A 22,165-nucleotide genomic window follows, 5' to 3' on the forward strand; every position below is an offset into this window, starting at 1 on the left:
CCAGCATGGGGCGCATCCCCGGCGCGGCGACCACTAGCCGCGCACCCTGCGGGTCCAGGGCGCGAAGTCAGTGGTCAACGCCGCCCACACCCGCACCGATCCGATCAGCCGCTGGGCCTTGGCGCTGAAAGAGCGCTCGGGCTGGCAGAACGCTGTGGTGGCGCTGGCCAACAAGAACGCGCGCATCGTCTGGGCGCTGCTGGCCAAGGGGCGCGTGTTCGATCCGAATCACGTGTCGGTCAAGCCGGACGAGATGCCAACGGTACGGCCCATCTTGCCGGCCGTGACGCCAACCTGAAACCCACCCACGACCCAACAAATTCTTCCCCGTAGACCTGCGTTCGAAGATGCAATTCATAGGTCAGACCGGCAGCAGGCACGCTCGACCAACCCTGTGCCGCGCCATTCGTGGCGACGGCGGCGAGTGAATGGAGCCCTGCTGAGCGCTTGGTATCTCGGCCCGCACCGATTCCCGAGTGCAACAAGGCCGCCTGTAGATGTGCAGTCTGTTCTCTGTGGCGCTGCATCGAAACCGAACTCAGGTCGTGAGGAAAACAGCAAAGGCGCCTATCGATACCGCCCAAATCAATCCGCTTGATTAACCGGGAAGTCCCTGTAGAGGGGTTAGGTCACACTTGCGCCTCGCCAGCGACTACTTCTTGCCAGCGTAATTCGGTTCATTGAATCCGCTCACGTCAAACTCGAAGACTGGAGCGCCTTCTTGATAGACGTTCAACGAAAGTCTGACAATTTTCGCCTTACGCAACTTTGCGAAGAAGCGATCATAGTTCCGGATGAACACTGTCTCAGAACTATTGTCAGCGGGCCCGACTGCGGAGAATCTTTCTGGCTTTCCTTCGTCAAATCTAACAAGAACATCGCAGTTTTCATATGATCGACACAGTAGCTGGCCACGTTCAATTGAGAATATGACGTCCCGTCCGTACTTTGGATCAGTTCGTAGCGAAAGCCTGCCGTGCTGCGCACCGGCGTATGGAGAACCGAAATTGACGGTGTTGGTGCTCAGAACGAAGGCGTGACGAGTGGCTCCGCCGGTCATCTTGTCTTCGCGGACATCGTAAGTCCACTGCTGCCCAGATGGCTCTGAATTTAGTTCTGGTGCAGGTTCTGAAGGCCTTGTCGTCGATGTAACCTTCCCGGCTGGCGTAGCTGCTGGCGCCGAGGTCGTCTTGGCTCGCTCAGCCGCAAGTTCCGCCTCCAACTTGGAAATGCGGTCCCGCGCCGCTTTCAGCTCGGTTTGGTCAGAGCATCCGGAGGCGAAAAAGATCAGGGTTGCAGCAAGAGCAAGGCGGCAGCGTGTCACGGAAGCATCCCTGGCAAGAGATAGGGTTGGTTGTTTGGCCTAACGAATGAAAGGGACTTCCCCGTCCCGAGCTAGCCGCGTGTAGCGGCGACCGGCATCAAAGTGCCACGATGAGGTTGCGAATCTCATCAACTCACTCGAAAGGGGAAGTCCATGGCCATTGTGTGCGTCGGCATCGACTTGGCGAAGAACGTGTTTGCCCTGCACGGGGTGGATGAGGCGGGCAAGCCCGCGCTGGTGCGCCCGGCGGTGCCGCGGGCCAAGCTTCTGGAGGCTCACGCCGCGCTGCCGCCTTGCCGGGTCGCCATGGAAGCCTGCTCGGGTGCGCATCACTGGGCGCGCCAGTTCCAGCAGCTCGGCCACACCGTCAAGCTCATCGCCCCTAAGTTCGTCATCCCTTACCGGCTCTCGGGTCAGCACGGCAAAAATGATGCAGCCGACGCTGCCGCCATATGCGAAGCCGCCCAGCGCCCCAGCATGCGCTTCGTGCCCGCCAAGCGCCTGGAGCAGCAAGGTCAGCTGTGCCTGCACCGCGTGCGCCAAGGCTTTGTCGAGCAGCGCACCGCCCTCATCAACCGCATCCGCGGCCTGCTCAGCGAGTTCGGCATCGTGCTGCCGCTCAAAGCCGCCACGGTGCGGCGCGAGGCGCTCTTGCACCTGGAGGACTTGCCCGGCTGGGCCAACCTCGCCGTGGGCGATTGCTTGAGCGAGGTCGGCAGGCTCGACGAGCGCATCCGGGAGTACGACCGGCACCTGAGCCAACTGGCCCGCCAGAGCGAAGCCGCCCGGCGCCTGATGCGCCTGTCGGGCATCGGAGAGACCACGGCCACGGCGCTGATGGCGGCCATCGGTCATGGCCACGACTTCGCGTGTGGACGCCAGTTCGCCGCCTGGCTGGGCCTGGTGCCGGGCCAGTACAGCTCGGGCGGCAAGACGCGGCTGGGGCGCATCACCAAAGCAGGAGACGCCTACCTGCGCAGCCTCTTGGTGCTGGGTGCCAGGGCGGTGCTGGCCGCGGCCAAGAACAAGGCCGACCCGATCAGCCGCTGGGCCGTGAGCCTGCAGGAGCGGCGCGGCGACTGGAAAGCGGTGGTGGCCATGGCGGCCAAGAACGCGCGCCTGGCCTGGGCGGTGCTGGCCAAGGGCGAGGACTTCAAGCTGCCGGCTTGAGCGGCACGCTGCCCACCGATCAACCTGCTCAACTGGAGACCACAACACCGATTTCTTCCGCCGCATGACCGGCCTGTCGTTGATGAGCAAAGGTTGGACCTGTGCGGGGTGGTTCTGGTGAATTCAAGGGAGCGGAAAACCGGCTCCGACTAAGGATTGAGAACCCCCGCGCGCGTCTTCACATCAGGGTCCGCAGCACTTTGAAGCTGCCGCAATGACCGTTTGTAGCAACCCCAGTCCGCACTTGCTCTGCAGACAACGATCAAACCCCAAACGCTGGCGGCGATTCAAGACCCCGAGTTCCGACCTCGTTGGCTGCGCCAACAAGATCGGCTGGTTTTCTTGTTGCTATTCGTGGGGAAGCCCTTGTAGCAGAGTTAACCGGGCGGCGACGGGTGGACGCCAGGCCCGCGCGGTGCATGATGAACCAATGCGCCGCGCGGGCCTGGTGGCCAGCCGTTGGCGCTCCGGTTGAACGACCTGTTAGGCCCCTGTCTTCGGGCCTCTCGGTTTGTGGGAATGCTTCTTTGATGACTTCTGCGTTGGCTGCTTTCTAGCAGCGTCCTGCTGTCGCGATGGCTGACTTCTCTTGGACGAAGTTGCGGAGAGTGCCTGCCCATTTGACTTGGGTCGTCGATCGTGGAATCTACGTCGTTGTGCTCGCCGCTTTGCTGGAACAGAGTCCGGCGTAACGGCGTGCGCCTTCATTCCAAGATCAAGCGATTTCGCAATGCCAGGGTTGACGAGTAAGACACCAGTAGTCTTCACCTTCGGCGCCACGTTCATCAGTGTCCGCTCACGGTATGCGAAGTGAATGAAGCGCTCTTGCTCCTGGCCTAGCAATTCACGGTAGCCGATTACATTGACATCGAAAAAGAACTGCAGCAGTGCTTCCGGGTCCCTCAGGTATTCTGTCGCTGCAACTTTCTCACCGTCGATCCACGTCTTGAATGAGTTGAATGCCCTCTCGTACTCGGGATACGTAAACTCGCGCTTGCCATGGAGATACTGAAAGAGCTTGAGGAAGAGATTGAAGTCATTCTGCTCCATGTAGAATGAGGCATAGTTTCTTACCTCTCCCAATAAATAGTCGGCAAAGAGGCGAGTAAATGCCCCGTCTTTGACAATCTCACTGGGAAATCTTGTTTCAACTCCCTTGCCCTGTTGCTTCACGAGTAGTTCCCTAGCAATCTTCATGAAGGTGAGCACATCTCGTGGCTTTTGAAATGACGAGCGCAGGAGCCTGCGAAAGATCTGGTCCGATTCAGCAGAAGACAGATAGTGATCTGCTGCCTCAACAGGGTCAACTTCAAATGTTTGTTGACGGGCGAAGAACTGTCCAGCCGCCTTGTAAAGATTTGACCTTCGCATCTCTTCCTCTGTGGTGGTCCATTCAAGGAAGACTGCGTTGTCCCTTAGGCGAGAGTTTGAGTTGTACAGATTTAGGGCGTTGAAGACGTCGGGCCTGACCAGCAATGCAATCTTGATTCGTCCCTTTGAATCACGAATGTTGCCAAAGAATGTTGTATTCAAATCCCATGCCGCCTCCCCCAGTCCCTTTACGCACGCAAGATAGTCCTTGTACGCGACGGACTCTGGTCGGTAGTCAATCCCATCTATGAAGAGAACATGATTTCTTCCCAATCGAAGATCCGAAAGGGCAATTTTGAGTCGTCGCTCTTGTTCCAATAGATGATGTCTGATCTTCTCGGTCTTGGTTGACTCTCGTTGCTTGTCCTCAAGTGAGATACTGGCAATGCCTTCCTTTCCCGCTGAGCCCTTGTCAGTGGTTTCACTGACCATCTCAAAGGCAACTTCAACTTCCGGATTCAAGGCTCCGGAGTTGAATGCCTCAATTTCGGCTTCGATGGCATCAAACTTGCCGGTAAAGCTTGAAAGGAACCCCTTCGACTTCTGGGCTAGCGCTTGAGCAACCATGTTTAGCAACATGGGCCGCCAGATGTTGGCATAGTCGCTGTAGTCGAGTTTGCCCTTTGCTTTGAGCGCAATAAACCTCTTGTACTGGCTCTCGGTCATGGTCGAGAGTTTGCAGCGATGTTCCTTAACTTCATTGTTGTCGAGAAAGGCTGCGTACGCCGTTTTGCCTGAGCCCTTCTCTCCGATCAAGAAGTAGACCGATGGCCCAAGGCACTCTTCGAGTGACTCCGTCTTGAGAAAGATACGATTGAAGAATTCCTTCTGTTGCCTAGTCTTGTAGTTGACTGCATCGTTGAATGGGTCGCTGAGGTTGTTCAGCGTGGTCCATGGCCACAGGTACTTCTGATTCTCGAAGAGCGTGCTCAAGATGTCTCCCTAGACGAAGAACGTTGATTATGATGTTTCAGGGGCCTAACGTGTAATGGACTTCAGCGCGACAGCACGTCTGCTGCCGTCTAATTCTCGACTGGGTTGCAGGGTACACGCTTCGTCTCTCCTCTCAAAGAACCGCTCCACACCCTCTCCGAGGGGTGCCAGCCTGCGCGTTAGACGGCCCAATGATCCGGCCATGGACGCTGCTGCCCCACCCCGCCCGCCCAAGCTGCTGGACCGGATGCGTGAGGCCGTCCGGCTGCGGCATTACAGCCTGCGCACGGAGCAGAGCTATGTGCAGTGGGTGCGGCGCTTCATCTTGTTCCACGACAAGCGGCATCCGGTCATGATGGGGTCGCCGGAGGTGGAAGCTTTTCTGAGCCATCTGGCCAGCGACCGCGGGGTATCGGCGGCCACGCAGAACCAGGCGCGCTCGGCGCTGCTGTTTCTCTATCGTGTGGTCCTGCAGGTGGAATTGTCTTGGCTGGACGATGTGGTGGCGGCCAGGGTGCCGAAACGCCTGCCCGTGGTGCTGACACCCCGCGAGGTTCAGGGTTTGTTGGCGGCCATGTCCGGCGTGCCGGGTTTGATGGCAGCGCTGCTGTATGGCGCCGGCCTGCGCCTGCTTGAGGGTTTGCGGCTGCGGGTGAAGGACCTTGAATTCGAGCGCCGTGAAATCATCGTGCGCGAGGGCAAGGGCAGCAAGGACCGGGTGACGGTGCTGCCTGAAAATCTTTTGCTGCCCTTGCAGCAGCATTTGAGCGCGGTGAAGGCCCTGCATTTGCAAGATCTGGCCGACGGGCTCGGCGATGTGGCACTGCCCGATGCCTACGCGCTGAAAAGCCCCGGAGCGGCACGGCAGTGGGGGTGGCAATGGGTGTTTCCCAGCCCGACGTTCAGCACGGACCCGCGGAGCGGTGCGCGACGCCGCCACCATCAGCATGAGCAAACGATCCAGCGCGCGGTGGCGCAGGCAGCCCGCACGGCGAGGCTGGCCAAACCCTGTTCACCGCACGGGCTGCGGCATGCCTTCGCGACGCACCTGCTTCAGTCCGGTGCCGACGTCCGCACGGTGCAGGAGCTGCTGGGCCATGCCGACGTGCGCACCACCATGATCTACACCCATGTGTTGAACCGCGGCGGGCGCGGGGTGCTGAGCCCGCTGGACCGCTACGGGTGATGAAGCCACCGGCGCCGCCCCACCCTCCCGGGTTGCGGGGGCCTGAGCCCCGTCACGCGTCGTACTTCAGGTACTTGAACCGCGGATCGTCGTTCGGCGTGCCTTCCAGGGCGCTGCCTTCTTCCTGGCTGGGCTGCCACATCACCACCTCGTCGATCTTGCGGGCGAGCTGGAAGTCCTTGTCGGTCACGCCCTTGGCGGCGTGGTTGACGAGCTTGACGGTGACGAAGGCGTAGCTGACGGTCAGGTCCGGGTGGTGCCAGGCGGCTTCGGCCAGGTGGCCGACGGTGTTGACGACCATGAGGGTAGCCTTCCAGCCGCTGGTCTTGTAGGTGCGGCGGATCACGCCGTCCTGCAGGCGCCAGGCGGGCAGCTCGGCAGCCAGGCGGGCGTTGATCTCGTCCTCGGTGTAGACCTCGTCGGTCCCTTTGCGGCGCCAGGCGCTCATGGTGTTCTCCTCGCGGGGTGGCTCTGCGCGGCGCAGTGCCTGGAATCACTCTACGCGGCGGGGCGGCCCGGGTGGTCTGCGGGGACAAGCCGGGGCCCATGGGGGCCGGGCCGGCCGGGGTTCAGACCACCACGGGTTCCGGTTCCAGCCGGATGCCAAAGCGGCCGTAGACGCTTTCCTGGATGGCGCGGGCCAGCATCAGCACCTCGCCGCCGGTGGCCTGGCCGCGGTTGACGAGGACGAGGGCCTGCTTCTCGTAGACGCCGGCGCCGCCCACCGTCTTGCCCTTCCAGCCGCAGGCATCGATGAGCCAGCCGGCGGCCAGTTTCACGCGGCCGTCGGGCAGGGGGTAGTGCACCAGGTGGGGGTCGCGGCCGATGATGTCGCGGCACTGCTCGGCGCTGACCACGGGGTTCTTGAAGAAGCTGCCGGCGTTGCCGACGACGGCCGGGTCGGGCAGCTTGGCGCGGCGGATGGCGCAGACGGCGTCGAACACCTGCTGCGGCGTGGGCTGGGCAATGCAGGCTTCGGCGAAGTGGCGTGCCAGGTCCAGGTAGCCCAGCACGGGCTGCCAGGGCTTGGGCAGGCGCAGGCGCACGCGGGTGATGAGGCTCTTGCCGGCCAGGCCGCCGTCCAGGGCGGGCTGCTTGAAGACGCTGTCCCGGTAGGCGAAGCGGCAGGCGGCAGCGTCCAGGCTGACGGTGCGGCCGGTGACGAGGTCCACCGCGTCCAGGCTGTGGAAGCGGTCGGCCAGTTCCAGGCCGTAGGCGCCGATGTTCTGCACCGGCGCGGCGCCGACGGTGCCGGGGATGAGGGCCAGGTTCTCCAGGCCGGGCAGGCCCTGGGCCAGGCTCCAGGCCACGGCGCCGTGCCAGGATTCGCCGGCGCCGAACTCGACCACGGTAGCCTCGGGGCCGTCGTCGACCACGCGGCAGCCGGGCACCTCCACCTTGAGCACCACGGCCTGCACGTCGCGGGTCAGCACCAGGTTGCTGCCGCCGCCGAGCACCAGCTTGGGCTGGGTGCCGAGCTCGCGGTCGCCCAGCAGGCGGCGCACCTCGGCCTCGCTGCGGATGCGCACGAGCGCCTGGGCCTGGGCGGGCAGGCCGAAGCTGTTGTGCGGCTTGAGGCTGATGTCGCGCTCGACGGCGAGCGGCGCCGGGCCAGCGGCCAGGGCCGGGCGGGAAGAGGGGTGCATGCGAGAATTTTCGCCGATGGGGCCGGCCCGGCCCCGAGGACACGCCTCACCATGCCCAGCTTTGACACCGTGCTTGAACCCAACCTCGTCGAGGTCCGCAACGCCGTGGACCAGGCCGCCAGGGAGGTCGGCAACCGTTTCGACCTCAAGGGCACCGGCGCGCGGATCGAGCAGAAGGAGCACGACATCACCCTGCACGGCGACAGCGAATTCCAGCTGGGGCAGATCACCGACGTGCTGCTGGCCAAGCTGACCAAGTACAAAGTGGACGTGCGCTTCCTCGACCGCACGGCCAAGGTCGAGAAGATGGGCGGCGACAAGGTCAAGCAGCTGATCAAGGTGAAGGCCGGCATCGAGACCGAAGCGGCCAAGAAGATCGTCGCCGCGATCAAGGCCAGCAAGCTGAAGGTGGCCGGCAGCATCCAGGGCGATGCGGTGCGGGTGCAGGGCGCCAAGCGCGACGACCTGCAGGCCGCGATGGCCGTGATCCGCAAGGACATCGCCGACCTGCCGCTGAGCTTCAACAACTTCCGCGACTGAGCCCGACCCCACCCCGGCCGACTGCCCCGGGATGGGACAGCGCCGGGTTTATCCCGGGTCGTAAGGATTAGGGGCGCACCGCAGACAATAAGCGGTTACTTATTCAGCGTGTCCCGGAGTCGCCCATGCGTCGTCGTCTTCTCTGCCTTGCCCTGCCCGGGCTGGCCCTGTTCGCCCCGGCGGGCTTCGCCGCCGCGTCCCAGGGCGACCCCTTCGGCTCGCTGGCCTGGCCCGATCTGGCCCGCGAGCATTTCGGCGCCAAGGCCACGGTGGTGTTCGACGAGCGCGTGCAGGTGCAGGTGCCGGCCTTCGCCGAGGACCCGATGAACGTGCCCGTGACCGTGCGGGTGAAGGATCTGGCCGAGGTCGAGCAGATCACGGTCATCGTCGACCGCAACCCCATCCGCAAGGTGCTGGAGCTCTTCCCCCAGCCCGGCAGCGGCGCGATGCCGGCGGTGTCCTTCCGCTTCAAGCTCGAGCAGGCCAGCCCGGTGCGGGCGGCGGTGCGCACCAAGGACGGCGTCTGGCATGTGGGCGGGGCGCTGGTCGATTCGGCCGGCGGCGGCTGCACCGTCTCGGGCGCCACCCGCAAGGACGGCACCTGGTCGCAGACCCTGGGCCAGGTGCAGGGCAAGCTGTTCAGCGAGGCGGGCAGCAGCTCGCGGCTGCGGGTGCGGCTGATGCACCCGATGGACACCGGCCTGGTCGCCGGCATCCCGGCCTTCTACGTAAACAAGCTCAGCGTGCGCGACGGCAGCGGCCGCGAGCTGCTGCGCCTGCAGCCCTACGAGCCGATCAGCGAGAACCCGGTCTTCTCCTTCGATTTCGCCCAGGCGCCGCAGGGCGGCGTGCAACTGGTCGGGACCGACAACAACGGCAACCGCATCAGCAGCCGCATCGAATGAAGCGCCTCACGCCCTTGCATGCCGCCCTGGCGGGCGCCATGCTCGCCACCGCCCTGGGTGCAGCCCTGCCTCAGGCCCTGGCCGCCCCGCCCACCGTGAACCTGGCCAAGCTCGACTATGGCTTGCAGGCCCGCGCGCTGGCGCCGGGCGTCTATGTGGTCGAGGGAGCCAATGCCGACTTCAGCCCGGCCAATGGCTGCAACATCATCAACACCGGCTTCCTCGTCACCGGCGAGGGCGTGGTGGTGATCAACACCGGCACCTCGCGCCTCTACGGCGAGCAGTTGCGCGCCCTGATCGCCCGCACCACGGCCGAGCCGGTGCGCGAGGTGATCCACCTCAACCTGCACCCCGACTATTTCCTCGGCAACCAGGCCTTCGCCGACGTGCCGCGCCGCGCCACGGCAGCCACCCAGGCCGGCATGAAGGCCGAGTACACGGCCTACGAGGACAACCTCTACCGCCTCTGCGGCGACTGGATGAAGGGCACCGCCACCGCCGAGGTGCTGCCGAACGCGCCCCTGGAGCCCGGCGTGCGGCGGATCGGCCAGCGCGAGATCGAGATCCGCCTGCTCGACGGCCACACGGCCAGCGACGCGGTGCTGATCGACAGGGCCAGCGGCGTGGTCTTCGCCGGCGGCCTGGTCTTCGCGAACCGGATCCCCACCACGCCCCATGCGCAGATCGGCCCCTGGCTCAAGAGCCTGGACGCCCTGGCCAGCCTGAAGGCCAGCCAGTGGGTGCCCAGCCATGGCCCGGTGCATGCCGGCAACCTCGGCGAGGCCGGCGGCCTGGCCCAGACCCAGCGCTACCTGAAGTGGCTGGACGGCCAGCTGCGCGGAGCCGCCCGCAGCGGCCTGGACATGAACGAGCTGCTGCGCAGCCCGGTGCCGGCCGAGTTCAAGGGCTGGGCCGCCTTCCAGACCGAGTGGGTGCGCAATGTCGTGCACCTCTACCCGCGCTACGAGCAGGCCGAACTGGGTGGCGCGCGCTGAAGCGCGGGCCCGGCTGGCCTGGCGCCTGCTGGCGCTGCTGGCCGGCCTGCTGCTGGGGGGGCCGGGCCTGGTTCGGGCCGACACGGGCCCCGGCACCCCGGCCGCGCGCAGCTGCCCCGGGCCGGATCAGGCGATCGAAGCCCTGGGCCCCGATACCTGGCTGATGCCGGCCGCCCCCGGCGCGATCAGCCCCGCCAACCGCGGCCGCGTGCAGCCGCTGCTCGCCCACCGCGAGGGCGCTCGGCTGTGGCTGCTGGGCACCGGGGCCACGCCGCGGCTGGGTCGCGCCATCCGCTGCCGGCTCGAAGCTCGGGCCGGCCAGCAGGTGACCGACCTGATCAATCCCTGGCCGCGGCCCGAGCATGTGATGGGCAACCGCGCCTTCCCGCGCGCCCGCATCTGGGCCCATGCCGAGGTGGCGGCCACGCTCCAGGCCCGCTGCCCGCGCTGCATCGCGCGGCTGCGCGCCCAGCTGGGCCGCCACGGCGCCGAGCTGGGCCCGGGCCTGCAGGCCCTGCGCCTGCCGACCGACACGCTGCAGGGCGCATCCGGCCGGCTCGGCCCCTTCCACTGGTGGCGGCTGGACCGCGGCGAAGCCACGCCCGTGACCGTCTGGCGACTGGATGCCGCCGCCCTGCTCTGGGCCCCCGGCCTGCTGTGGACGGCCGATGCGCCGGAGCTGCGCGACGCCACCCTCGCCGCGCTGGAGCCCAGCACCGAGGCCCTGCTGGCCCTGCTGGCCGATCCGCCGCCCGGCGGCGGCACCTGGCGCCTGGTGCCCGAGCAGGGCCCGCTGGCCGGCATCGAGGCCGTCCAGGCCACGCAGGCCTACTGGCGCGGCCTGCGCGAGGCCGTCGATGCCGCCCAGGCCCGCGGCGCCGCCGAGACCGATCCGCCACCGGCCGCCCTGCCCGGCGTGCCCGCGGCCTGGACCACCCAGGCCCGCCATGCGCTGAACTGGCAGCGGGCCTGGCGCGAGCGCGAGGCCGCCAGCTTCGACAATCCGGCCCCATGACTTCTTCCCCAAGCACCCGCCTGCGCTGGTCGCAGCTGCTCTTCAGCCAGGGCTTCGGCACCCGCCGCGACTGCGAGGCGCTCATCCACGGCGGCTTCGTCGAGCACCAGGGCGCCCTGGTCGAGCACGACGAGATCGTGATGGCCCACGACGACCTGCCCTTCCGCGTCGAAGGCCGCGACTGGGTCTACCGCACCCAGGCCCTGCTGATGCTGAACAAGCCGGCCGGCTACGAATGCTCGCAGCGCCCCTCGGCCTGGCCGGGCGTGCTGACCCTGCTGCCGCCGCCGCTGCGCACGCGCAGCAAGGGCGGCGTGCAGCCCATCGGCCGGCTCGACCAGGACACCACCGGCCTGCTGCTGCTGACCGACGATGGTGCGCTGATCCACCGCGTCACCCACCCCAAGCACCATGTGCCCAAGGTCTACGAGGTGCAGACCGCCGAGCCCGTCACCGAAGCTCAGCTGGCGCGGCTGCGCGCAGGTGTCGTGCTCAACGACGACCCGCAGCCCGTGCGCGCCGCCGCCTGCGAGGCCACGGCCGAGCGCGCCCTGCGCCTGACGCTGACCGAGGGCAAGTACCACCAGGTCAAGCGCATGGTCGCCGCCGTCGGCAACCATGTGAACGGACTGCACCGCAGCGCCTTCGGCAGCCTCACACTCGACCCCGAGGCCCTGCCCCCGGGCCGCTGGCGCTGGCTCAGCGCCGAAGAGCGCAGCGCGCTGCTGCACCGCCCCTGAGACCTGCCCACCGTCGCCCCGCCCCTTTCCGCCCTGCCCCGGAGCCCCGCCATGACCCTGCAACCCCGCCTCTCCGCCGCCTGCGCCGCCCTGCGCCGGCACGCCCTCGTCACCGCCGGCCTGCTGGCCTGCGGCCTGGTCCAGGCCGCCGAGGCGCCCCAGACCGTCACCGGCCTGAAGACGCCCGAGAGCGTGCTCGTCACCCGCGACGGCCGCATCGTCGTCTCGGAGATTGCCGGCTTCGGCCAGGACGGCGATGGCCGCCTGAGCCTGGTGCAGCCCGACGGCAGCCTGAAGACCCTGGTCGACCAGGGCCTGAACGACCCCAAGGGCCTGGCCGAGCTCAACGGCATCGTCTACGTGGCCGACCGCGACCGCATCCTGAAGGTGGACCGCGACGGCGTGCTGCTCACCTTCGTGCCGGCCGATGCCTTCCCGAGCCCGCCCAAGTTCCTGAACGACCTGGTCTTCGACGCCGAGGGCCAGCTCTATGTGTCCGACAGCGGCGATCTGCTCAGCGGCGGGGGCGGCGGCGCGATCTACCGGGTCTCGCCGCATGGCGAGGTGACGCTGCTCATCAACGAGGCCCAGGACCCGGCGATCCGCAACCCCAACGGCCTGCTGTTCGACCGCGGCAACCCCAAGCAGCTGCTGGTGCTGGATTTCGGCACCGGCGAGCTGCTGCGGCTGGACCTGTCGCAGGGCGTGAAGCTCAGCAAGCTGGCCAGCGGATTCGGCGGCGGCGACGGCCTGGCGCAGGACAAGCAGGGCCTGCTGATCCTGAGCGACTGGAAGAACGGCAAGGTCTTCAAGCTCGACCTGAAGCGGGCCGGCGCGCAGCCCGTGGTCTACCCGCAGGCCTTCCAGGCCTCGGCCGACCTGACGCTCAGCGCCGACGGCAAGACCATCCTGGTGCCCGACATGAAGGCCGGCACCCTGGTCTTCCTGCCGAAGTGAGGCGAAGGGCCTGGGCGGTCCGGCCGGCCGGGCGGCTCAGGCCTCGATCAGGCCCCAGCGCAGCGCCACCAGGGTGATCTCGCTCTGGTTGCTGGCGCCCAGCTTCTGCTTGATGTTGTAGAGGTGGGTGCCGACGGTGCTGGGCGAGAGCTTGAGGTTCTCGGCGATCTGCGCCACGGTGGCGCCGCGGGCGAGCTGGAGGAAGACCGAGAACTCGCGCTCGCTCAGGGCCTCGCTGGGGTTGCTGTCGCCCTCGATCTGGGCCACGGCCAGGGCCTTGGCGGTTTCCGGGTCCAGGTAGCGCTTGCCGCGCGAGACGGCGGTGACGGCCTCGATCAGGGCCTCGGGCGCGCTGCGCTTGGCCAGGTAGCCCAGGGCGCCGGCCTTGAGCACGCGCTGCGGATGGGCGGTGTCTTCATGGGCCGAGAGGCAGAGGATGCGGATCTTGGGCTCCTGGGCGATCAGGCGGCGCACCGCCTCCAGGCCGCCCATGCCGGGCATGGTGAGGTCCATCACCACCACATCGGGCTTGTGCTGGGGGTAGAGCTTGCAGGCGTCCTCGCCGCAATCGGCCTCGGCCACCACCTCGATCTGGGCATCGCCCAGCAGCATGCGGAAGCCCATGCGCACCAGCGCATGGTCGTCGACGAGCATCACGCGGATCATGCGCGGCCTTCCTTGGAAGCATTCAGCACGGGGGGCTGCGTGGCCGCGGGGGCCGGCACAGCGGGGGACGGGGCAGGCAGGCCGGGCTCGGCCCGGCCTGCGGGGGCCGGGGTCTGGCCGGTGGGCACCCAGATGTCGAGGCGGACGCCGGGGCCGGGCTCGCGGTTGCGGATCGCGAAGCCGCCGCCCAGGCCTTCGATGCGCTCGCCCATCCAGCGCAGGCCGTAATGGCCGGCGCGGGCCTGCCAGTCGGCGGGCAGGCCGCTGCCGTTGTCGTCCACGCGCAGGCGGGCCCCGGCCGGGTCGGCGCTCAGGCTCAGCTCGATCGCGGTGGCCTGGCCGTGGCGCAGGGCATTGGTCAGGCCTTCCTGCGCCGCGCGGTAGAGGGCCAGGGCCGTCTCGGCATCGAGCTGCACCTGGTCCAGCTGCACCTGCAGGCCCACCTGCACGCCGGGCTGGCTGCGCTCGGTGCGCTCGACCAGGTCGCGCAAGGTGTCAGCCAGGCCGAAGGCATCCAGCACCAGCGGGGCCAGGCGCGGGATCAGGCCATGCATGGCGGCGTAGAGACGCTGGGACTCGTCGGCGATCACGCGGGCGGCCTGTTCGGAGCTGGCATCCTTGCCCGCCGTGCGGCCGGCGACGGCCAGGGCGAGGCTGCGGATGGCGGTGACGGACTGGCCCAGCTCGTCGTGCAGTTCGCGGGCGATGAGCTTGCGTTCCTCTTCGAGGTGGTGGTCGATCCAGCGGGCCAGCTCGCGGCGATCGGACAGCTCGCGCTCGGCCACCGAGGCGCGGCGCTCGGCCTCGATGCGGGCGCGCAGGCCCTCGACCATGCGGTTGAAGGCCGCCCCGATGGCTGCGGCCTCCTGGCCCGGCAGGCGTTCGATCTGCACATCGAGCTGGCCGGCCTCCAGCCGGTTGAGCGCGGCGACGATCTTGCCGAAGGGCCGCACCGTCTGGCCGACCAGGGCGTAGACGATGGCATGCAGCGCGAGCAGCAGGGCCAGCGCGGTGGCGGCGATGGCCAGCAGCTGGTCCCAGGCGTCGATGGCCGACCGGGAGGCGTCCGGCGTGATGGTCAGGCGACCGCCGCTCGGGAACTCCAGCACCTGCACCGGCAGCGGCGGGACGATCAGGCGGCTGAACCAGTCGGGCGCATTGCGGCCGGCCTTGTAGGGCGAGGGCGGCGACTGGTAGAGCACCTCGCCGCCGATGGTGCTGAGCACGATGTCGTTGGCGCGCACGCGCCCCATGCCCTGCAGGTACTCGACCATCGCACCGGGCCCGCGGGCCGCCACCATCCAGACGGTGCGGTTCAGCAGCTGCGAGGCCACCCGGTTGGCGGCCACCACCTCCTCGCGCACGGTCTCGCGCATGCCGTGCAGGCGCAGGCCGATGACGACCAGCACGAACACGGTGGCGAGGCCGCCGACGATCAGGTGGATCTTCAGGCGAAGGCTCAGGACGGGGCGCTTCAAGGGAGGGGACTCAGGGCACGGGGCAGGCCCGAGGGCCCGATCGCCACAGGGGCGGCGCTGGCCGGCATGGTAGGCGGCCCGGCCGGCGCCCACCATCGCCAGGGCCTGCGGGGGGGATTCATGAATTTCATGAAGCCTCATTCATGGCCGCGCGCTGGGCGCTGCGGCCCGGCCGGCGCACAGTGCAGCCATGCCGAAGACATCGGCATCGCCGCCCCGGCGGTGTTCACACCCACAGGAGACTTCACCATGCAATGGACCGCCCCCCGCGCCACCGACCTGCGTTTCGGCTTCGAGATCACGATGTACGTGTCGGCCCGCTGAGCCGCTGAGGGGTCGGCCCGGCCGCAGACGGACCGCCCCACTGAAGAAGCCCGCCTCGGCGGGCTTTTTTCATGGGCTGGGCACCCGGCCGGGCGCCGGGTCGGGCGGCTGCGGCGGCCTCGCGATAATCCGTGCATGCAAGTCTTCCGCGGCGTCCGCGCCCCCGGTCTGGCGCCGGCCTGTGCGCTGACCATCGGCAATTTCGACGGGGTCCACCGCGGCCACCAGGCCATGCTGGCGCTGTTGGTCAGCGAGGCGCGCCATCGCGGGCTGCCGCCCACGGTGCTGAGCTTCGAGCCCCATCCCCGGGATTTCTTCGCCGCCCGCAGCGGCCGACCCGAGCAGGCGCCGACCCGCATCGCGCCGCTGCGCGACAAGCTGGCCGAGCTGGCGCGCTGCGGCGTCGAGCAGGCCGTCGTGCTGCGCTTCGACGAGCGGCTGGCGGCCCTGGAGCCGCAGGCCTTCGTCGACCAGGTGCTGCGCGCCGGCCTGGGCGCGCGCTATGTGCTGGTCGGCGACGACTTCCGCTTCGGCGCCCGCCGGGCGGGCGACTATGCCTTCCTCGATGCCGCGGGCGAGCGCGCCGGCTTCGATGTGGCTCGGATGATGAGCTACGAGGTGCACGGCCTGCGCGTGTCCAGCTCGGCCGTGCGCAGCGCGCTGGCGGCGGGCGACATGGCCTTGGCGGCGCGTCTGCTGGGCCGGCCTTACGCCATCAGCGGCCGCGTGCAGCACGGCCGCAAGCTGGGCCGGCAGCTGGGCGAAAGCGCCGCCGGCCGGGCCGACGGCTTCCGCACGCTCAACCTGCGCTTCCCGCATGCGCGGCCGGCAGCCCAGGGCATCTTCGTCGTGCGGGTGCACGGCCTGGGCGCGCGGCCGCTGCCGGGCGTGGCCAGCCTGGGCGTGCGGCCGACGGTGGAGGACGCCGGCCGCGTGCTGCTGGAAACCCATCTGCTGGACTGGCCGGCCGAGCTGGGCCCGGAGGGCGGCTACGGCCGCACGGTCAGCGTCGAGCTGCTGCACCACCTGCACGAGGAGCGCCGCTACCCGGACCTGGCCGCGCTGCAGGCCGGCATCGCGGCCGACGTGGCGGCGGCGCGGGTCTGGTGGGCGGTGCAGCCGCCGGGCTGAGGCCCGGCCCGCGGCGGCCGCCGGGCGAGGCGGCCGCGCTCAGTGCTTGTGATCGCCGTGGCCGTGGTGGTCGTGGTGACCGTGCTCGTCCTTGGCCGCGCCAGCCTGCCCGGGGGGCGCCTGGCGCACCGGGGCCTGGACGGTGATCTCGTGGCGCTTCATCGCCGCGTCCTGCACGACCAGGGTCAGCGGCACCGTGTCGCCCACCTTCAGCGGCTGGAAGGGCTTGAGCAGCATCAGGTGGTAGCCCCCGCTCTGCAGGGCCACCGTCTGGCCGGCGGGAAGGTCCAGGCCGGGGATGGCGCGCATGCGCATGACCTCGCCATCCATCTTCATCTCGTGGATCTCGACCCGCGCAGCCGCCGGCGAGCGGGCCCCGATCAGGCGCAGCGCCGGCCCGGCACGCAGCTGCATGAAGGCGCCGGTCGCGCCCTGGCCGGCCACGGCCGGGCGAACCCAGGGCGCGCCGACCGTGAGCGGCTCGGCCGCCTGGGCGGACAGGGTGAAGGCGGCGCCAAGCGCCAGCAGGGCGCGACGGGACAGGACTCGGGTCATGGTGGAAGAGGGTCGAGGGGAAGGGGTCGGGCGGCCTGGACACCCGGGCTTGGGAAGGCTGGCCGACAAACCAAGGCGGCCAGTGCGCAAGGCAGTTTAGGAGGGCCGCATCCGCCCGCCGTTCCCCCGCCCGGGCACGGACGGGGCGCCGCCTAGAATCCCGCCATGGCTGCACACCTCCCCGCCGACCCGCGACGGCCCTTGCGGACCGCCTGCGCCGCAACCCGGCGGCAGACCACGCGCGATCGAATTCCGCGCTGATCGCCCGGCGGCCCCGCGCCGCCGACCGGCCGGGCGCCCTGCCCCGGCCCTCGCCTTCGAGAGCTGCCTCGGCTCCCGCGCCGCGTGTGCTGCGGCCTCCTCCTCCTGCTTCTCGCGATCCGCGAACTCGCCCCATGAGCGACGCTCCCCACGCCCCCGGCCCCGACCTGCGCGCCACGCTGAACCTGCCCGACACGCCTTTTCCCATGCGCGGCGACCTGCCCAAGCGCGAGGCCGGCTGGGTGGCCGCCTGGGAAACCGAAGGACGCTACGCCCGCCTGCGCGAGGCCCGCTGCGGCCGCCCGCGCTTCGTGCTGCATGACGGCCCGCCCTATGCCAACGGCGCCATCCACATCGGCCATGCGGTCAACAAGATCCTCAAGGACATGATCGTCAAGTCGCGCCAGCTGGCCGGCTTCGACGCGCGCTACGTGCCGGGCTGGGACTGCCACGGCCTGCCCATCGAGAACCAGATCGAGAAGACCCACGGCCGCGGTCTCAGCCGCGACGAGGTGCAGGCCAAGAGCCGTGCCTACGCCGGCGAGCAGGTCGAGCTGCAGAAGGCCGACTTCAAGCGCCTGGGCGTCCTGGCCGCCTGGGACCGGCCCTATCGCACCATGGACCCGGGCAACGAGGCCGAGCAGATCCGCACCCTGGGCCGGCTGATGGACGGCGGCCATGTCTACCGCGGCCTCAAGCCCGTGTACTGGTGCTTCGACTGCGGCTCCTCGCTGGCCGAGTTCGAGATCGAGTACGCCGACAAGCGCTCGCCCACCGTCGACGTGGCCTTCCTCAGCGCCGAACCCGGCAAGCTGGCCGCCGCCTTCGGCCTGGCCGCCCTGCCGGGCGAGGCCTTTGCGGTGATCTGGACGACCACGCCCTGGACCCTGCCCGCCAACCAGGCCCTGAACCTGAACCCGGACCTGCCCTATGCCCTGGTGCAGACGCCCCGGGGCGTGCTGCTGCTGGCCGAGGCCCTGGTCGAGAAGGCTCTGGGCCGCTACGGCTTCGCCCCGGCCGACTGCCCGGTGCTGGCCACTGCGCCCGGCCGGGCGCTGGACGGCCTGACCTTCCACCACCCGCTCGCGCAGGCCCATGAGGGCTATGCCCGCACGGCCAAGCTGATCCTGGCCGACTACGCCACGGCCGAGGACGGCACCGGCATCGTCCATGCCGCGCCCGCCTACGGCGTGGACGACTTCAACAGCCTGGTGGCCGATGGCCTGGCCCATGCGGACATCCTGAACCCGGTGCAGGGCAACGGCGTCTACGCCGCGGACCTGCCGGTCTTCGGCGGCCAGTTCATCTGGAAGGCAAACCCGCTGGTGATCCAGGCCCTGGACGAGGCCGGCCGCCTGCTGGCCAGCAGCGCGATGGAGCACAGCTACCCGCACTGCTGGCGCCACAAGAGCCCGGTGATCTACCGCGCCGCGGCGCAGTGGTTCGTGCGCATGGACGCGCCGCAGCCCGGCAGCGAAGGCGTGTTCGCCCGCGCGCCCGCAGCCCGCACGGTGCGCGAAGCGGCGCTGGCCGCCATCGACCAGACCGCCTTCTACCCGGAGAACGGCCGCGCCCGCCTGCGCGACATGATCGCCAACCGGCCCGACTGGTGCATCAGCCGCCAGCGCAGCTGGGGCGTGCCCCTGCCCTTCTTCCTGCACAAGGTGACGGGCCAGCTCCACCCCGACACGCCCGCCCTGCTGCAGCGCGCGGCCGACCTGGTGCAGGCCGGCGGCGTGGAAGCCTGGGCCCGGCTGGAGCCGGCCGACTGGCTGGGCGCCGAGGCGGCCGACTACGCCAAGGGCAGCGACATCCTCGACGTGTGGTTCGACTCCGGCGCCACCTTCTCCCATGTGCTGGGCCGGCACGGCAGCCACGCCGGTGAAGGACGGGACGACGGCGGCCCCGAGGCTGACCTCTACCTGGAAGGCCACGACCAGCACCGCGGCTGGTTCCACAGCTCCCTGCTGCTGGCGGCCGCGCTGGAGGGCCGCGCGCCCTACAAGGGCCTGCTGACCCACGGCTTCGTGGTGGACGGCAAGGGCCGCAAGATGAGCAAGAGCCAGGGCAATGTGGTGGCGCCGCAGGCCGTGAGCGACAAGCTGGGCGCCGAGATCATCCGCCTCTGGGTGGCCTCCACCGACTACGCCGGCGACCTGGGCATCGACGACAAGATCCTGGCCCGGGTGGTCGATGCCTACCGCCGCATCCGCAACACCCTGCGCTTCCTGCTGGCCAATGTCTCGGACTTCGACCCCGTGGCCGACGCCGTGCCCGAGGCCGAGCTGCTGGAAATCGACCGCCTGGCCCTGGGCCGCGCGGCCGCGCTGCAGGCCGAGATCGTGGGCACGCTGGACCCCGCCTCCGGCCTGTGGACGGGCGGCCATTTCGGCGACTACGCCTTCCACCCGGTGGTGGCCAAGCTGCAGGTCTACTGCAGCGAGGAGCTGGGCGCCTTCTACCTGGACGTGCTGAAGGACCGCCTCTACACCACCGCACCCAAGAGCCCCGCCCGCCGCAGCGCGCAGACCGCGCTGTGGCGCATCACCCAGGCCATGCTGCGCTGGATGGCGCCCTTCCTCAGCTTCACCGCCGAGGAGGCCTGGCCCATCCTGAACGCCGCGCTGCCGCAAGCGCAGCGCCCGCAGGGCTCGATCTTCGCGGCCGAGTACACCGTGCTGCCCGCCCCCGATGCGGCGCTGGACGCCAAGTGGGCCCGCATCCTGGCCGTGCGCGAAGCGGCCAACAAGGCCATCGAGGCGCTTCGTGCGACCGGCGCCATCGGCGCCTCGCTGCAGGCGCAGCTGCGCATCACCGCGCCCGCCGAGGACCTGGCCGCCCTGGCCAGCCTGGGCGAGGACCTGAAGTTCGTCTTCATCGTCTCCGCGCTCACGCTGGAGGCCGGGGACGCACTCGCCATCGGCGTCAGCCCCGCCGCCGGCCAGAAGTGCGAGCGCTGCTGGCATGTGCGCGAGGACGTCGGCGCCGACCCGGCCCATCCCACCGTCTGCGGCCGCTGCCTCAGCAACCTGCACGGCGCCGGCGAGGCGCGCGCCTTCGCATGAGCGCCGCCGAGATGGGCGCCGCGGCGGGCGGCAAGGCATCCGTCGGCCGCTGGCTGGCGCTGGCCGCGGCGGTCATCGTGCTGGACCAGCTCAGCAAGTGGGCCACGGTGCAGGCCTTCCAGCTCGGCGAGGGCGTGGCCGTCACGGGCTGGCTGAACTTCGTGCGGGTGCACAACCCGGGCGCGGCCTTCAGCTTCCTGGCCGGCGCGGGCGGCTGGCAGCGCTGGTTCTTCACCGCGCTGGGCCTGGCGGCCTCGGCCTACATCGTCTGGCTGCTGCGCCAGGCCGAGCACGGCGGCACGATGCGCGCGGCCCTGGCCCTGGTGCTCGGCGGTGCGCTGGGCAATGTCGTCGACCGCTTCATCCACGGCCACGTGATCGACATGCTCGATGTGCACGGCCCCTGGTTCGCGCGCTTCTTCCCGGGCGGGCACTTCCCGGCCTTCAACCTGGCTGACAGCGCGATCACCCTGGGGGCCATGCTGCTGGTCCTCGACGAACTGCGGCGCTGGCGCCGCGGCTGAGGCGCCCTGAGGCCTTCGGGGCCTCAGGGCAGGAGCACGCTGCAGCCGGTGGTCAGCCGGGCTTCCAGATCGCGATGGGCCTGGGCGGCCTCGCGCAGCGGGTAGCGGCGCTCGACGGGAATGCGCACCGTGCCCGCGAGCACCTGCGCGAACAGATCGTCGGCCATGGCCTGGCTGCGCTCGCGGCTGGAGAGGTGGGCAAACAGCGTCGGCCGCGTCAGGTAGAGCGAGCCCTTGGCCGCCAGCACGCCGGTGTTGACCGGCGGCACCGGGCCCGAGGCATTGCCGAAGCTGACCATCAGGCCGAAGGGCCGCAGGCAGTCGAGCGAGCCCTCGAAGGTGTCGGCCCCGACCGAGTCGTAGACCACCTTCACGCCCTGGCCGCCGGTGATCTCGCGCACGCGGGCGGCGAAGTTCTCGCTGCGGTAGTTGATGGCATGGCTCGCCCCATGCGCCAGGGCCAGGGCGCACTTGGCCTCGCTGCCGGCGGTGGCGATCAGCTGCAGGCCCAGGGCCCGTGCCCACTGGCAGGCGATCAGGCCCACACCGCCCGCAGCCGCATGCCAGAGGATGAAGTCGCCCGGCACCAGGCCCTCGGCCGGCAGGGTGCGGCGCAGCAGGTACTGCACGGTCAAGCCCTTGAGCATCATGGCCGCGCCGGTCTCGAAGTCGATGGCCTCGGGCAGGCGCACCACGCTCATGGCCGGCATGACGCGGGCCTCGCAGTAGGCCCCGGGCGGCGTGCAGGCATAGGCCGCGCGGTCGCCGACCTGCAGGTGCTCGACGCCCGGGCCGACCGCCTCGACGACGCCCGCGCCCTCCATGCCGATGCCGGCCGGCAGCGGCAGCGGGTAGAGGCCGCTGCGGTGGTAGCAGTCGATGTAGTTCAGGCCGATGGCGTGATGGCGCAGGCGGATCTGGCCGGGGCCGGGCTCGCCGAGCGCAAGCTGCGTGGCCTGCAGGGCCTCGGGGCCGCCGGGGGCGGCGATCTGCATCGCCAGCACGGTGGAGCTGGAAGTCATGGTCTCGGCGCGCAAGGGCGCAGGGCTTGCGGAAGCCGGCATGATCGCGCACCCATGCAAAGACTGCGCAGCGCCCCCAACCTTCTGCTGGCCACGCTCTGGGCCGACTGGCTGAGCCAGGGCGGCCTGCCGGCGAGCGTGCAGCGCGGCCATGGCTGCGGCATCGTGGGCGAGATCCCGCCCGACCAGGCCCTGCCCGAGGTCTGGATCGAGGATGCCAGCCGCCGCAGCGAGGCCGAGGCCCTGCTCGACGCCCTCACCGCCAGCCCCAGCCGCCACTGGCATTGCCGGGACTGCGGCGAGTCGGTCGAAGGCCCCTTCGAGAGCTGCTGGAACTGCGGCGCGCCCATGCCCTGA

Annotated in this window: 21 protein-coding genes; 14 read left to right on the top strand and 7 right to left on the bottom strand. The window is 69.2% G+C overall.

Going from position 1 to position 22,165, the window contains the following annotated elements; all coding sequences use genetic code 11:
- The first annotated feature begins 70 nt into the window (after window positions 1-70).
- Together H4F90_RS04270 and H4F90_RS04275 are read left to right on the top strand one after the other, a co-directional pair.
- Window positions 71-298: a hypothetical protein gene (locus tag H4F90_RS04270; RefSeq protein ID WP_182661779.1), complete on the top strand. Its 228-nt coding sequence runs from the start codon at window positions 71-73 to the stop codon at window positions 296-298.
- A gap of 1,179 nt (window positions 299-1,477) precedes the next feature.
- On the top strand, window positions 1,478-2,494 hold the full coding sequence (locus tag H4F90_RS04275; RefSeq protein ID WP_182661781.1) for an IS110 family RNA-guided transposase: 1,017 nt from the start codon (window positions 1,478-1,480) through the stop codon (window positions 2,492-2,494).
- Between the two features lie 483 nt (window positions 2,495-2,977).
- Here H4F90_RS04275 and H4F90_RS04280 read toward each other — a convergent pair whose 3' ends face one another.
- Window positions 2,978-4,798 carry a P-loop ATPase, Sll1717 family gene (locus H4F90_RS04280; protein ID WP_182661783.1) on the bottom strand — a complete coding sequence of 607 codons (1,821 nt, stop codon included), beginning with the start codon at window positions 4,796-4,798 and terminating at the stop codon, window positions 2,978-2,980.
- A gap of 202 nt (window positions 4,799-5,000) precedes the next feature.
- On the opposite strand from H4F90_RS04280, the gene H4F90_RS04285 reads away from it, so the two are divergent.
- Window positions 5,001-5,984, top strand: coding sequence for an integron integrase (locus H4F90_RS04285; RefSeq protein WP_182661785.1), 984 nt, complete (start codon window positions 5,001-5,003; stop codon window positions 5,982-5,984).
- 52 nt (window positions 5,985-6,036) lie between these two features.
- Here H4F90_RS04285 and H4F90_RS04290 read toward each other — a convergent pair whose 3' ends face one another.
- Entirely contained in the window at window positions 6,037-6,432 is a 396-nt protein-coding gene (locus H4F90_RS04290; RefSeq protein WP_182661787.1) for a 4a-hydroxytetrahydrobiopterin dehydratase, read from the bottom strand.
- Window positions 6,433-6,553: 121 nt separating this feature from the next.
- Entirely contained in the window at window positions 6,554-7,630 is a 1,077-nt protein-coding gene (gene murB, locus H4F90_RS04295) for a UDP-N-acetylmuramate dehydrogenase (protein WP_182661790.1), read from the bottom strand.
- 51 nt (window positions 7,631-7,681) lie between these two features.
- Between murB and H4F90_RS04300 the strand changes: the two genes are divergently transcribed.
- From H4F90_RS04300 to H4F90_RS04325, 6 genes are all read left to right on the top strand, one after another.
- On the top strand, window positions 7,682-8,170 hold the full coding sequence (locus tag H4F90_RS04300; RefSeq protein WP_182661792.1) for a YajQ family cyclic di-GMP-binding protein: 489 nt from the start codon (window positions 7,682-7,684) through the stop codon (window positions 8,168-8,170).
- A 125-nt stretch (window positions 8,171-8,295) separates the two neighbouring features.
- Window positions 8,296-9,075, top strand: coding sequence for a quinoprotein dehydrogenase-associated SoxYZ-like carrier (locus H4F90_RS04305; protein WP_182661794.1), 780 nt, complete (start codon window positions 8,296-8,298; stop codon window positions 9,073-9,075).
- On the top strand, window positions 9,072-10,070 hold the full coding sequence (locus tag H4F90_RS04310; protein WP_182661796.1) for a quinoprotein relay system zinc metallohydrolase 1: 999 nt from the start codon (window positions 9,072-9,074) through the stop codon (window positions 10,068-10,070). Before H4F90_RS04305 ends, H4F90_RS04310 begins: the two co-directional genes overlap by 4 nt.
- Window positions 10,057-11,085, top strand: coding sequence for an MBL fold metallo-hydrolase (locus H4F90_RS04315; protein WP_182661798.1), 1,029 nt, complete (start codon window positions 10,057-10,059; stop codon window positions 11,083-11,085). Before H4F90_RS04310 ends, H4F90_RS04315 begins: the two co-directional genes overlap by 14 nt.
- Window positions 11,086-11,105: 20 nt before the next feature.
- Window positions 11,106-11,825, top strand: a complete 720-nt coding sequence (locus H4F90_RS04320; RefSeq protein ID WP_182663038.1) for a 16S rRNA pseudouridine(516) synthase — start codon at window positions 11,106-11,108, stop codon at window positions 11,823-11,825.
- A 51-nt stretch (window positions 11,826-11,876) separates the two neighbouring features.
- On the top strand, window positions 11,877-12,782 hold the full coding sequence (locus tag H4F90_RS04325) for an SMP-30/gluconolactonase/LRE family protein (RefSeq protein ID WP_182661800.1): 906 nt from the start codon (window positions 11,877-11,879) through the stop codon (window positions 12,780-12,782).
- Between the two features lie 36 nt (window positions 12,783-12,818).
- On the opposite strand, the gene H4F90_RS04330 is transcribed toward H4F90_RS04325, so the two are convergent.
- A complete protein-coding gene (locus H4F90_RS04330; protein WP_182661802.1) occupies window positions 12,819-13,448 on the bottom strand; it encodes a response regulator in 630 nt (209 codons plus the stop codon).
- Entirely contained in the window at window positions 13,445-14,926 is a 1,482-nt protein-coding gene (locus H4F90_RS04335) for a sensor histidine kinase (protein ID WP_235971949.1), read from the bottom strand. The genes H4F90_RS04330 and H4F90_RS04335 overlap by 4 nt, the downstream gene beginning before the upstream one ends.
- 249 nt (window positions 14,927-15,175) lie before the next feature.
- Here H4F90_RS04335 and pqqA point away from each other — a divergent pair, with 249 nt between their 5' ends.
- Window positions 15,176-15,250, top strand: coding sequence for a pyrroloquinoline quinone precursor peptide PqqA (gene pqqA / locus H4F90_RS04340; protein WP_182663041.1), 75 nt, complete (start codon window positions 15,176-15,178; stop codon window positions 15,248-15,250).
- Window positions 15,251-15,385: 135 nt separating this feature from the next.
- Window positions 15,386-16,381: a bifunctional riboflavin kinase/FAD synthetase gene (locus H4F90_RS04345; protein ID WP_182661804.1), complete on the top strand. Its 996-nt coding sequence runs from the start codon at window positions 15,386-15,388 to the stop codon at window positions 16,379-16,381.
- Between the two features lie 39 nt (window positions 16,382-16,420).
- Here the strand turns inward: H4F90_RS04345 and H4F90_RS04350 are convergent, their stop codons facing one another.
- Window positions 16,421-16,936, bottom strand: coding sequence for a copper chaperone PCu(A)C (locus tag H4F90_RS04350; protein ID WP_182661806.1), 516 nt, complete (start codon window positions 16,934-16,936; stop codon window positions 16,421-16,423).
- Window positions 16,937-17,331: 395 nt separating this feature from the next.
- On the opposite strand from H4F90_RS04350, the gene ileS reads away from it, so the two are divergent.
- Both ileS and lspA read left to right on the top strand, forming a co-directional pair.
- Window positions 17,332-20,262, top strand: a complete 2,931-nt coding sequence (gene ileS, locus H4F90_RS04355; protein WP_182661808.1) for an isoleucine--tRNA ligase — start codon at window positions 17,332-17,334, stop codon at window positions 20,260-20,262.
- On the top strand, window positions 20,259-20,786 hold the full coding sequence (gene lspA, locus H4F90_RS04360) for a signal peptidase II (RefSeq protein WP_182661810.1): 528 nt from the start codon (window positions 20,259-20,261) through the stop codon (window positions 20,784-20,786). Before ileS ends, lspA begins: the two co-directional genes overlap by 4 nt.
- Window positions 20,787-20,809: 23 nt before the next feature.
- Here the strand turns inward: lspA and H4F90_RS04365 are convergent, their stop codons facing one another.
- Window positions 20,810-21,808, bottom strand: a complete 999-nt coding sequence (locus H4F90_RS04365; protein ID WP_182661812.1) for a quinone oxidoreductase family protein — start codon at window positions 21,806-21,808, stop codon at window positions 20,810-20,812.
- A 54-nt stretch (window positions 21,809-21,862) separates the two neighbouring features.
- Between H4F90_RS04365 and H4F90_RS04370 the strand changes: the two genes are divergently transcribed.
- Window positions 21,863-22,165, top strand: a complete 303-nt coding sequence (locus tag H4F90_RS04370) for a DUF2007 domain-containing protein (RefSeq protein ID WP_182661814.1) — start codon at window positions 21,863-21,865, stop codon at window positions 22,163-22,165.

This window comes from Aquariibacter albus, assembly GCF_014145335.1.
Classification (GTDB): domain Bacteria; phylum Pseudomonadota; class Gammaproteobacteria; order Burkholderiales; family Burkholderiaceae_C; genus Aquariibacter; species Aquariibacter albus.

Excerpts from the sequence above, each read along its gene's own strand:
- H4F90_RS04365 (WP_182661812.1), bottom strand. The coding sequence starts at position 21,808 with ATGACTTCCAGCTCCACCGTGCTGGCGATGCAGATCGCCGCCCCCGGC.
- H4F90_RS04325 (WP_182661800.1), top strand. The coding sequence starts at position 11,877 with ATGACCCTGCAACCCCGCCTCTCCGCCGCCTGCGCCGCCCTGCGCCGG.
- H4F90_RS04300 (WP_182661792.1), top strand. The coding sequence starts at position 7,682 with ATGCCCAGCTTTGACACCGTGCTTGAACCCAACCTCGTCGAGGTCCGC.
- murB (WP_182661790.1), bottom strand. The coding sequence starts at position 7,630 with ATGCACCCCTCTTCCCGCCCGGCCCTGGCCGCTGGCCCGGCGCCGCTC.
- H4F90_RS04290 (WP_182661787.1), bottom strand. The coding sequence starts at position 6,432 with ATGAGCGCCTGGCGCCGCAAAGGGACCGACGAGGTCTACACCGAGGAC.
- H4F90_RS04275 (WP_182661781.1), top strand. The coding sequence starts at position 1,478 with ATGGCCATTGTGTGCGTCGGCATCGACTTGGCGAAGAACGTGTTTGCC.
- H4F90_RS04330 (WP_182661802.1), bottom strand. The coding sequence starts at position 13,448 with ATGATCCGCGTGATGCTCGTCGACGACCATGCGCTGGTGCGCATGGGC.
- ileS (WP_182661808.1), top strand. The coding sequence starts at position 17,332 with ATGAGCGACGCTCCCCACGCCCCCGGCCCCGACCTGCGCGCCACGCTG.
- H4F90_RS04285 (WP_182661785.1), top strand. The coding sequence starts at position 5,001 with ATGGACGCTGCTGCCCCACCCCGCCCGCCCAAGCTGCTGGACCGGATG.
- H4F90_RS04370 (WP_182661814.1), top strand. The coding sequence starts at position 21,863 with ATGCAAAGACTGCGCAGCGCCCCCAACCTTCTGCTGGCCACGCTCTGG.
- H4F90_RS04345 (WP_182661804.1), top strand. The coding sequence starts at position 15,386 with ATGCAAGTCTTCCGCGGCGTCCGCGCCCCCGGTCTGGCGCCGGCCTGT.
- lspA (WP_182661810.1), top strand. The coding sequence starts at position 20,259 with ATGAGCGCCGCCGAGATGGGCGCCGCGGCGGGCGGCAAGGCATCCGTC.
- H4F90_RS04310 (WP_182661796.1), top strand. The coding sequence starts at position 9,072 with ATGAAGCGCCTCACGCCCTTGCATGCCGCCCTGGCGGGCGCCATGCTC.
- H4F90_RS04350 (WP_182661806.1), bottom strand. The coding sequence starts at position 16,936 with ATGACCCGAGTCCTGTCCCGTCGCGCCCTGCTGGCGCTTGGCGCCGCC.
- H4F90_RS04305 (WP_182661794.1), top strand. The coding sequence starts at position 8,296 with ATGCGTCGTCGTCTTCTCTGCCTTGCCCTGCCCGGGCTGGCCCTGTTC.